This is a genomic window from Legionella gresilensis (genome assembly GCF_900639865.1).
Taxonomy (GTDB): Bacteria; Pseudomonadota; Gammaproteobacteria; order Legionellales; family Legionellaceae; genus Legionella_C; species Legionella_C gresilensis.
Genome location: NZ_CAAAHX010000015.1, coordinates 1 through 12,174 on the forward strand (window position 1 = coordinate 1; position 12,174 = coordinate 12,174).

Genomic DNA, 12,174 nt, shown 5'->3' on the forward strand with positions numbered 1-12,174 from the left:
AAATTAGCTATCTATTTCCAGGGTGCATATAGGGTGCAATTTTGTTAGAAAAGCTAGTACAGTGAAGCATAATGATGCAATATAAAATTTCATTAAGTTTTTGATTTTAAGTTACTTTTGTTCCTTATTGTACATATAAATACATTACATATATGAGTTTCCAAGCCCTCATAATGCTGAGGTCGGTAGTTCGAGTCTACCCATAGCCACCATAAATCAATTAACTCCAAAAATATACGCTCTTTCGGGTCTTCCTCAAATTCAGAGGCACATTAATCAACCACACAAGACATTAACCCTTATACGATAATTTTCAAAATTTTTAAGCTTCACGAGTAGGATTTTCTCCGCTTACTATTTTGATAGCACATCCAGGTAAATTTAAAATCTAATTTTTCTTAGACACTTTAATCTCATTATTCGAAAATTCAAACGCTTAGCCCACGTTCTATAGGTTAAATTGCCTTCAGATGGGTGAAGCGTAAGTTTCTTTCTCCTTGAGTCAAAAATAATCATACTAGGCAAAAAATTCTGGTATACTGCGCGACTTTTATAAAAACTCTAGAATCCAAGGCTTAGTATGCTAAATGATGGTAAGGAACAAGAATATTTTAATAAACTTATTGCTATCAAAGATGAAATTAACAAACAAATCCCACTTGCCGCAAATCGCTTTGAAGCATTTGAATGTCCATCAGTAAATGAAAGTGAGCATGATATTGATATTCAATATCAGTTGCACGAAGAAGTACACCAATTAATGTATTCACATTACACGGCAATACATGAATTACGGACAATTTATAAAAATTTTATTGAAGATTATAATATAAAGGACGGTGATCAGCTGTCGAATCAGAATCGTCAGAAGTTAGAATCTTTTATAGCACAACAAATAAACGTAATTTTTTCGAAATTAGAAAGTTACTGGCGTTTAATAGCTAAATTTGATGTAGGCAGTGCTGCAGTGAGAAGAGAAAAATTCACTGCGTTGCTGCTTAAAAAAATTCCTGCCCTTTGTGAGCAAGGTTTTTCTGCTTTGAAAATTGATGAGCAAGAGCTCATTCGGCTGTATATTCTTGAGTTGCAAGATTTAGTTAATGTAACAGTTACGAAGCTTAAAGCAAATCAACGCTTATCAGATAAAGAGTTAACGTTTATTGATATAACTCGACGTGAAGGAACACAGTATGAAGAAGATCTTAATCAATTAGTATATGATTTATATTTATTTAAACACTCTCCAAGCACAAAAATAAATTACAGTCCTCCGGCAATAGCGCAATTCAAAGAAGATGCTTTGTATAATATAGAGCAGTTAGCGGTAAAGTTACGTACCCAACAACATACTTATGCGCAACGTTTTGAATATAATAAAAAATTGTCGTCTACACGTAATAATTTGTCTAATAATTTGCTAGTTTCTGAACTTGATAAACATTTAAGAACGGTACAGCTTCAAGAGGTGAAAGATAAAGCGGAACAAAAAATAAATGAAATGCTGATTAAGTCAAATTTATTGCAACGAGGATTATATTATGACTTGCAAAAAACTGACTCAGGGTATTGTGATGAACACACCTGTATGGCGCTTGTAAAATTATTAAAGTTAGGAGATGAACATCGAATTGAAAAGGTTTCTATTAACTATGAAGATGAAGACGGCCATACGTTTCTAGTTATTGATCGTACAGAAGAGAGTGAATTAAATGACATGTGTACCTGGGGTGAGAAGGCTATACTATTAGATCCGTGGAATCACTTAGTTTGTTATGTTAAGGATATAAATAATTTAGACAAAAAATATAATTCATATCCAAGTGGCGCCAACTGGAGCTCGATAGAATTTGTTAGAAAAGATAAATTACTAGTTTATCAACTTGAATCCATGTATGGTAGTTTCACAATTGCTGATAATTTAAGCCCGGAGGTTCGTGAAAGTCGGATTAAGGAAGAATATAGGTTAAAAGAAATTTTGCCTTCAATTTTATTAGTTGAATACTTAAATGAAATTACTGAACGTTATCGCCCTCAAAATTCTATTTATAAAATAAAATTTTATCTCACTGATGTTGGTGATGCTTTAATAAAATATATTCCAGGTTTTCGTGAGCCAGTCATTGCTCTTCACCAAGATGTATTTAAATTAATAGTAGATAAGCAACTTAGTTTAACCGGTTTTGAATTCGAAATAGTAGCAATTTTGCTAAAAATAAAAATGTATACTAGCTTTGTTTCACCTATATCCATTTCACCTGAAGTACAACAGCGAATTGATATAAAAGCAATGGAGCAAATTGGCTCAGCAGATGCCTGTGTAGAATATTTACGCTGCGCTGCCGAATTTAAGGAGAAAAATCCACAAAAATTACCGCTAGTTGAGAAGTATGAAAGGTACTTTGGAGGGTTTAATTTAAAATACGTCACAGAGTTTACTTATGCAGAACGAATTAAGATGCTCCAAGCCAATATTGCTGCAGGAGTAACTAAGCCATACAGTAAAGAAGTTGATAAACCTTCCCCCGCTTTTTGTTTATCACTTGCTACAGTTTCAGTATTTAATAATCAAACCAATACATTGGATAACACTCAAAATCTCACCGAGCAACCTAAATCGATAATGAGTATGGCCAACGACAGTATTACTCAAGATGATGAGATGTCTCGTTTCTCTACTGCTTCTACTGTTGAAAACCAGCAATTAGCAGATAAAAGCCCGCTTCCTATTCAGTTAAAATTTTCTCCTTCTTATCAAAGGTTGCAAATTTTAAATAAATTGTTAGAGCAACTGCCTGAACTTAAAGTTGAATTACTGCCTTTTGAAGAGTATCAAGCGCCTTCAGTTCGCCTTCGTGAATTCTCTAAAATTGTCGAGTCACTGGAAATTGATTATAGCAATCCGAAAGAAGCTGAATTAGTTGATCTCATAATTAATCGCGCACACGAACTAAAAATTCCGGGTTTTTCATACCTTTATTATGCGTTTGCATCGCCGTGGGGAACGAATGCAATAACCGACCGCCTTAATTTAAGGTGTATGACTGATAATCCTCAAACTGTAGAGCAAAATTATTATTACTTAGTGCAGCATGAAGATAATTTATTTGAATTATTTTATGTTGATTCAGGGAAAAATCGACATCATATTGCTCTTGAAGACATCAATGGATTATCGCAAGAATTAAAAAAAATAACGCCTAATACAAAGCTCACGCAATATAATGACATAACGAAAATTAAGTTTCTTATAAAGCAGAGTCAAGGCTTAAGACAGCTTGGTTTCTTTAAACAAATACAAAAAGCCATTACACAATTTACCCTCGCAACTTCATTTGAAGAAGCGATGGTGTTTGCTAAAGAACTTGATGAAGTTCGCATACAATACATCGATCATCTTGCTGATGACTCCAATAGAAAACGATTTTTTAATCATAAAGGGAAAGAGCAGAATGAAACGAATACCAGTCGTTATTATGGCAGTGACCTAGGTAAATTTATTAAATGGACGGGTTTTGAATGGTCTAACGTACAATCAGTAACTGATACAGCATTTGATAATTTTTTCATCTGGGCTAAAAGCGATAAAAGTGGATTAATTGCAAACATACTATTTCGATTAGGTTTATCTAATCATTCCACGACCATAAGGGCTATGACCGGGGAACAAATTAAATATATAGCTGAGAAATATTCTCATGATAGTTATGTATTTTTTGGTTACTTAACTGGTAAGGATGACATTTACTTCAAAGCTGGTAATTTTTCAAATTTAGAAACATGGGTACATGAGTGTGAGTCAAAGGAACATCAAACTGAGCAGATAATACTAAACGATTCATCTTTAACATTTGAGGAGAAATTTATCAAATATTATGATGAGAACTTAGTTAATTTGCGTTATCCTCATTTGGAATTTAATGCAGAACATGAAGCGCAAACACAATTACTTAAAGCATTTTATCACGTTGCAATTGCAGAGGGTCAGGCGGAGCAGGCTGTTGTAAAATCATTCTTCTTTGGACGAGATGATAAGCGTGATTTGCAATCCTTAGTAGGTAAGTATCAATCATTAAAGCCAACATCTAAATATTTTCAATTTATCTTTTTACAAAAATTCAAAGAAAATTCACATCACTTATTTGATAATTATGATTTATCTCAGTTAATCAAAAAGGATATTTTTGATTTAGATGATAGTAGGTTCCCCCTAAGCCTAGATAGTTGTCGTATTATTTTTCGCCTACCCGAACAAAGTTCCAAAGATGACTTACTGATTTTACTTCTTGATGAATGTAATACTAAAAATATTAAATTGAGAACAGGTGTTATTCAAGCATACCTTAATGAAACTAAACAGGTGGTTATGTTTAGCAAACCAGTCATAAGAATGCTTGATGAATTGGAAAAAGAAGGAACACATAAAGCTGATGAGTATGTTAGCAGCGCGCTAATCCCAGCCCTTAATCATGCCTCATGGCCTTTATTAGAAGATACATCGTTTCCAGATCTTAGTACTGAGGAGTTAATTAAATACTATACGTTGTTTGATTATTATACTACTTTTCCAACACGAAACATTAAAGTAAATTTTGGTAACATCATTTTCAATTATATTAATGCGTTGCCACTGATCAATGACCAAATTAACTTACTTGAGTTATGGTTATTTAAGGCTGAATCTAAGTTGCCTCTTACTGATATAGCCTTGAAAAACAAGTTATTTGAGCTGTTGATTAATTTATACAGTAAGATATACGGTAAAGATGATGGAACAACGACTTATTTTGAGCGGATTAAACCATTAATACTTAAATTACATAATAAATTATTTAATCGTGATTTAAAACCATTTATGTCGAAATTACTGACGAAGCTTGAGACGCAAAGAACCTTAAGTGAATATGTTGGTACGTATGTTGATCCGGCTGATTATAAACTTTTTTCATCAAAACGGCTCAAAGCATCAAGGCAAGGACTTATTACTTTAATCAAGTTGGCTACTTTATTTGGCAAAAATGAATTAAATCAAAGAGCGTTACTTGATTATCTTTCTATTGAATTAACACAAACATCTGTTAAAGCAATGTTACAATACGTTACTGAATATATTGATGTATCAGAATTGTCTCGTATTCTTGGTTGGAACTATCTAGATTATGATGAAAAGCGCAAGGATGATCCCACTGCAACTGATGAAAAACTTAGCGACTGTTTAATTAGTACCTATCATCAATTTTGGGAGTGCTCTCTTCAAGAACGAGCTGCAATTATTGAACAAATATTAATCCCGACTAGTCAAATAGTGTCCCATGAAAGTCAGCTTTTAGCCTATGAAAAGGGATTAAAATATATTGCTCAAAAACTTTTTCCTAAAGCTTACGATAAAAAGAGCAATGATTATCTAGCATTAAGTCTTTTAAAATCTTATTTAGCGACTGCAGACAATTTTATTCGTTCTTACCTACTAGCAGCTATTTTAGTGGCGACCAATGAGCACTCAGATCAAGAAGCTAGCATTGGTAAAAAACTAGCTGTTATTTGTGAGCATATGGGGCCTGCCTATGTAAAGCTTGCCCAGGCAATCCATAGCCATCCTCAAACGACTAATGAAATACGTGCTGATTTGGAACATGTAAAAGGTAGAGCAAATCCGCCACACCGCTGGTCTTTGTGTAGACAAATGGCAGAAATATTGCCTCCTGGAGAGTTAGCTAATATCAAACATATTGGCAAGTTGCTAGGGTCTGCATCGTATAATTTAGCTTTAGAAGTTACATTAGAAAATAATGAAACTGTTGTATTATTAATGTTACGAGAAAATGCTGAAATTAATGCACGCAAAGGATTTGAGCATATCCGCGCAACCATTAATCACTGCCTGCATGAGGCTGTTGTTAATCAACGTGCTATCATGACACAGATGGTTGATGAAGCAGCTCGGTTATCTGAAAATGAAATGACAAAAGAAGCCGGCGATAAACAATCAAGCTTTGCAAAGCAATTATATCCAAGTCATATGACTATTTATGTTTCAGGGCAACCTGTTGAACTGCAAATTGGAACGGCTAGTATCTTAACCAGTGGCCAAGGATATCGTTTTATCACTATAATGCATGGCGAAGAGTTTAATGTACTTCCTGACAGCACACCTGAGCAACGTTACATTAAACAGGCTGTTGCAAAAGCCGTAATTACTATGGAGTTACATAATATATTACGTGGTGGACGATTTGATAGCGACCGGCATGGTAATCAGCTACGTGTCGAAGTGAGAGAAAATCACACTAAGACTTCTGATAAAGTACTAAGGTTGCATATTGGTTTATACGATTTTGGTGAAATGGCACTCGAAGAACCTACTTCTCAAGAGCTAATGCAACTTGCAATGATACTTAACTACCTCCCTATGCATTTAGGATCATTTAAAAAGATAGATCAGCAGATATCAAATTATATTAATTTAGAGGCAAAAAAGGGAAACTCTACCCATTATTTAATGCGACTAAGAAAATCTTTTCTTGCATTACATGATTTTAGTCAATATTTAAATCAAAATGATTTAGTTGACATTTTTAAAGAAGTCTCGTGTAAAGAAGATATTCATCCATTACTTAGTAGTGCAATAAAGCGTTTAGCTTTCATTTCAAGCAAAATGTTATCTGTCTATCAAAATATTTCGAGTGCCGGTAACTTGTTATCGTCATTTGGTTACTTTAGGGGGCGTAATGCATCAAGGGTTGACCCGCCAATTGAACAAAATAAAATTAATTCAATTTCTTTGACTAGTTAATTTTATATCGAAAGCATTTTTAGAAACTAAGTAAATAGGCTAATTATCAAGGTGTTTCAAATTGAATTTGATAGTTCAAAACAGGTAAGCATAAAGCTATAACTTATTGATTTAATAGGATCAAAAATAAAATGTTACATCAAAAAAATCGTAGAGAAGTCTATATCAACGCAGTCGAAAAACAAGACGTAGGGGGTGTTGAGCAACTTTTAGGAAACGGGGTAGGTGTTAATATAAGAATTGATAAAGATTTAAATACGGGTTTACACAGTGCAATAAAAAAAAGGAATGCTAACCTTAGTAAAATATTTGCTCTTTATAAAGCAGATTATAATTTAAAAGATAAAAACGGACAAAGTCCTATTGATATTGCTGTAGAAATGCAGGCTTGGGATTGTATTCAAGCGATGGGTGAGTTTTATACAATTAAAGAAGAGGCAGAACAATTTAATACCGCTGTATCAAATGCCATAGAACAGTATGAAGATAAAAATAAAAAAGCTAAAAAAATTAAAGTTGATAATCCTCAAGAAACTACAGTATTTTCTAATAACAATAGTCAAATTACCCCTATAAAAAAAGGAGGCCAACGCCAACAATTTATTGATGCCGTTTTACAGAGTAAAATATCAGAAATTGAAGCATGCTTGGCTCAAGGCGTATCTCCCAATATAAGAATTGATAAAAACTTCAATACAGCACTACATTATGCTTTTCAAAATAAGGACCTTGCATTAATTACTTTGTTAGTTATTAATAGAATTAACCATGGACTTAGAAATAAGGACAAAAAAACTGCTATAGAACTGGCTATTGAAATGGGATGGTGGGCTGGTATTGAATCGTTCGTTAAAGCGGGATCATTCAAAGATGATGCTTATTTAGGTACTGCTTTACTTGCTGCAATTCAAGAAAGGCAAGATAGTATGATACCTATCTTGTTGAATGCAGGGGCTTCTGTTAATACAGTAAATGCTTATGGTGACAACAGCATGCATCTTGCAGTTACAAGAAATCAACCCGAATTAATTCAATTATTATTGCAGTATAATCCTGATCTGATGAAAGAAAACAGCCAGGGAAATACGCCATTTGCGCAAGCCATTATCGAAAATAAACACTTATGCGCTTCGTCTTTATTATCAAATGAGAAAAGGCAATACAATGATATTTTATTTCAAGCAGTTAATAAAAACCATACTCTTTTTGCCTTAGGTTTACTACGAGCTGGCGCTGTACCCAGTCATCCACAAATTTTATTTAAGCCTATTGAGAATAAAAATTATGACCTAGTAAAAGTTCTCCTTGCATGCGGAGCACGACTTGATTCACTAAATGAGTTAGATAAATCACCAATTGAAGTCGCTGCATTGCAAGGAGATTGGGAAATGGTGCGGCTTATAGCAAGTACGCATGCTACAGATATTACTGACAGTGCCAATTATGATGCTGCTTTTATGCTTGCGCTTAAGGCTAATAGAATTGATATAGTTCAACTGTTAATCAAAGCAGGGGCGCCACTTTATTGCTTCTATCTCGAGGAAGGAGAAAAGTACTTAATAGCACTTGCTGAAAATAGGTATGAAAATGAGGAAGTCATTAATATCATTTTATTAGCTGCGGCTAAAGCAAACAGTGAACTTAGGAAGATAATTGTTAGTCATTTAGGACGGTTGCCTGAATTTATTAGTGAGTTATTTGAAGATCCAATTTTAGCAGAAGAGTTGAAGGTACCTATGATTACGCCACAAGGTACTACTTACAGTAAAAATTCTATTATAAATTTAGACAAGGATCCTATTAATCGTGCGGCACTTAATTTAAATTTGCTTAGACATAATCAATTAGTGGAAGATTTAATAGCTTTTTATAAAGATGTTAACGTACTAAAGGATACAATTCCTCCACTACTGATTTGCCCTCAAACAAAGAATTTTTATCAAGAGCCGGTTGTGGCTATTGATGGAAAAACTTATGAGAAATCATTAGTAATTGCCTATTTACAACAGCATGGAAATCAATTACCAAGTGGAGAATTACAAAATTCTGAACAATTATATCCTAATCGTTTAATTGTACAGTTAATAAGAGAAAAATATCTTCCTCAATTTTTTATAAAAAGTATTAAAGAACGTAATATTTCTCTGCTAACCGCAGTTTTACAATACGATGCTACCCTAATTCAAACGCCAATTGATGAACTAAGAAATACAGCTTTTCATTATATTCTAGACTCAAATGAGTTCGATAAAACACTATTTGATTATTTAGTAAAATTAAATGCCAATTTTTTTGCAGAGAATTTAAAAGGAATTTCTCCTCTACACTTGGCTATAGAAAAAAAAGGGTGGGAGATCATTGAACGTTTTATAGAATTAAATAAGGGGAATGAAGAAGAATATAATTATTTTTTCCAGATCTTGTATCAAGCAGCGAAATTACACCAAACAGATTTGATTAAAATTTTACTACAAAATAAAACGTATAATGAACTAGTTAATAAAGAGTCAATTGTAGAAAAAGCTGCAAAGTTAAACATCTGGGAATGTGTTATTGCTATTGTTGAACAATATTCAACCGACACCTTTGATACTTGGCATTATGATAATGTTTTACTAGATGCAGTGAAACAAAATAAGTTAAATGTTGTAAAAGCACTCTTAAATGCTGGCTCTCCAATGCTTTGCTTTAGTAGCATTGAAGGAACGACTTGCCTTGAGATCATAATGCAGAATAAAGAGCAAAATAGTGACATGATTTCTTTATTGCTTCAGGCTGGGAAAAATAGAACGCCATCTGTATCTTTTCATTTGCAGTCTATCCTTGCCAAATCACAAAATTTGTCAGATCGATTACCTGAGGAAATAAGTGAATTTTTTGAAGACACTATTAACTTTGAAGATATTGCCGAACCTTATATAACTCCTCAAGGTAAAACCTACAGTAAAGAAACAATTACTCAATGTCAAAATGATCCAGAAACAAATGAAAGCTTGAAAGGTAAACTAATTCCTAACGTTTTAGTTGCAGATTTACTTTATTATTACAGGCTACCTCATGTAGACATAAACATTTTTCCTTCCTGTCTTATTTGTCCTGAAACTAATAAGCCCTATCAAAATCCGGTTGTTGCTGTGAATGGCAGAACTTATGAAGAAACTTATTTAAAAGCTTATTTAATGCAATATTCTAATCATTTACCTGATGGAACGCTACAAGATAGGGATCCCTACATAAACCGCAGTGTAAAAATGTTACTTGAGACAAAATATGCCAAAAAAGCGGAGATTTTTATTGGTGACTCAAGCTTTACATTTTTTAATAATCGAGATAATTCCCTACTAAGCGAGAACTCAAGGTTAGGTCCTAATGGCTTCCTACGCACACCCCAGTGAATCGCTAAATTAAGCACCTAGTTAACATGTGTTCGATATTAAATTTTAATTAATAAATTGAAAATAAGGTCCTTTTTGATTAAAATTCAGCTGAATTTCTTAGATTTAGTCAAAATTGATTTAAAAGGACCTTAAAGGATAATGGGTCCAACAGACTTATGATACTTAAGTAAACCTAAAAATTCTAAAATTAATGGTTCTTTTATAGCATCTTCAGGCTTATTAATTTCTTGGCCATCCTTTATTAAAGCCATTAATCCTTCTTTATCTTTGCTCTTTGCTAATCGTTCAAAAAGTAGGCTATTAATCTGTCACTCAAGCTCTTTGGCACTCCAGCAGTTCTTTTCAGCTTCAATTGTATAAAACTGGCGTACATCTTGTAATTAAAAACTTCTATAGGCGGCACGCTGCATGCCTTTTTCTTCTACCTCAACAATTTCTCGGCCAATTAACTAATAAGCTTGAAGCATTTCAAAATTGACTAAGCGTTGCACCCTATTTCTTGCAGCATCAATATATTCTGCTGCTTTTATGGATAGTGCTTCTGCAATTTTTTTATCCTCAGATGAATTTAACTCCTAAATGAAAACTTCTTTAGAGTAAAGTTAGCAACGTCTTTTCCGCAAGGTGCATATAGGGTGCAATTTAGTTGAAAAGCCTCGTACAACAAAATATATCTGTGCAACAGATATAAATTATAAGCAATTGATTTAAGGTGATTTTTAATCACAATTGTATACTGTTATATATTAAAAATAAAACTGTGTTAGCACTCATAGTGCTGAGGTCGGTAGTTCGAGTCTACCCATGGCCACCATAAATCAGATACTTACGTATCCTCCTCTTTTTCCTCTATTATACAATGCACATAAGGTGCAAATTAAGGGTCTTTCCCATTTACGGGGGCAACTTTAATCATCCGCAGAGGACCTTAACACGAGTTCTGTAATTTTCAAAATTTATAAAACCATAAGCTCTACGTTGAATCAATTTCATCTTGCGATGAAAGCCTTTGGTAATTCCGTTAGACATCCTAAAACGCTACACCTGCCCAATCTTTTTTCGCCACTGATACAATGTTTACCTAGGGTCGCTAGCGCTTTAAAAGGACTGCTTTTCAGCGCCTGAATCATATGTAAGAAACAGGTGCTGCTTGACTGTACCTTTTCTTAGTTATTGCTCGATGCATAAGTAGTTGATGGAGCTGTTGTTGGAATTGATAAATAACATCTAGCACAAGATTTTGAGCAAGAAACCAATCTTTTTTAGCTTGTTATTTTGAGGTAAATGGCTCAAGATTTGTTCTTAAGACAGTTAATATCCCTCGATTACTTTTAACTTGGCCTAAAAGTTCACGATAAATCAGCCTGCATTGATGTTGTAGTATTAGGATAATATTACTCTTGGGCGCTTTAATCTCTTGCTCGTGAAATCAACGCGTTAGTTTAGGCTAACCTGATTAAAGTGCCCCCCGCAACTGGTGTAAGGCCAATACTTATAACCCTTTATTAATAATTACTACAATGCAACTAGATACTTTCATAACATACGTGCCTTATGAATTCGCTTTTTTAAGTATTTTTTTATAGTTGCAAAAAATAAATCTGACAACTCCCCTATAATTTATTTCAATATAAATAAGGTTTTTTCCACTTACTTTCTTAATAACAAACTCAAGTAAATTAAGAATATAATTTTTCTGGTTTAGCTTACGCTATATTGATTAAAATACTCTTTATTTTAGAGACTACCAAGCTGGGCAGAATTATTATTTTCATTATTAGCTCCCGCCCAACTCTTTAAAACAAAAAGTAGGAATATATCAGCTTATTTCCATATTGTTTTAAAACAAATCAATTAACTAGATGACTTGCTCGCTTGTAGAAAACAAACTTAATCTTTTTTCAACTTAAAGGTTTATAGTCTATGCTAGGAATAAGACTTTTGATTAATTATAAGCTGCTGCTTATTTAGTGTATAACAATTATT

Annotated in this window: 4 protein-coding genes; 2 read left to right on the forward strand and 2 right to left on the reverse strand. The window is 33.4% G+C overall.

The window, feature by feature from the left end:
- The first annotated feature begins 580 nt into the window (after window positions 1-580).
- Both E1P04_RS14975 and E1P04_RS14980 read left to right on the forward strand, forming a co-directional pair.
- Entirely contained in the window at window positions 581-6,790 is a 6,210-nt protein-coding gene (locus tag E1P04_RS14975) for a hypothetical protein (RefSeq protein WP_131783702.1), read from the forward strand.
- A gap of 131 nt (window positions 6,791-6,921) precedes the next feature.
- On the forward strand, window positions 6,922-10,185 hold the full coding sequence (locus tag E1P04_RS14980) for an ankyrin repeat domain-containing protein (protein WP_131783703.1): 3,264 nt from the start codon (window positions 6,922-6,924) through the stop codon (window positions 10,183-10,185).
- A gap of 131 nt (window positions 10,186-10,316) precedes the next feature.
- Here E1P04_RS14980 and E1P04_RS18270 read toward each other — a convergent pair whose 3' ends face one another.
- On the reverse strand, window positions 10,317-10,439 hold the full coding sequence (locus tag E1P04_RS18270; protein WP_282433133.1) for a hypothetical protein: 123 nt from the start codon (window positions 10,437-10,439) through the stop codon (window positions 10,317-10,319).
- A 661-nt stretch (window positions 10,440-11,100) separates the two neighbouring features.
- Window positions 11,101-11,217, reverse strand: coding sequence for a transposase (locus tag E1P04_RS18410; RefSeq protein WP_131783704.1), 117 nt, complete (start codon window positions 11,215-11,217; stop codon window positions 11,101-11,103).
- Window positions 11,218-12,174 lie beyond the last annotated feature (957 nt).

What these genes read in the sequence shown, in the direction of transcription:
- E1P04_RS14980 (WP_131783703.1), top strand. Translation starts at nt 6,922, where the DNA reads ATGTTACATCAAAAAAATCGTAGAGAAGTCTATATCAACGCAGTCGAA.
- E1P04_RS14975 (WP_131783702.1), top strand. Translation starts at nt 581, where the DNA reads ATGCTAAATGATGGTAAGGAACAAGAATATTTTAATAAACTTATTGCT.
- E1P04_RS18270 (WP_282433133.1), bottom strand. Translation starts at nt 10,439, where the DNA reads ATGGCTTTAATAAAGGATGGCCAAGAAATTAATAAGCCTGAAGATGCT.
- E1P04_RS18410 (WP_131783704.1), bottom strand. Translation starts at nt 11,217, where the DNA reads ATGTCTAACGGAATTACCAAAGGCTTTCATCGCAAGATGAAATTGATT.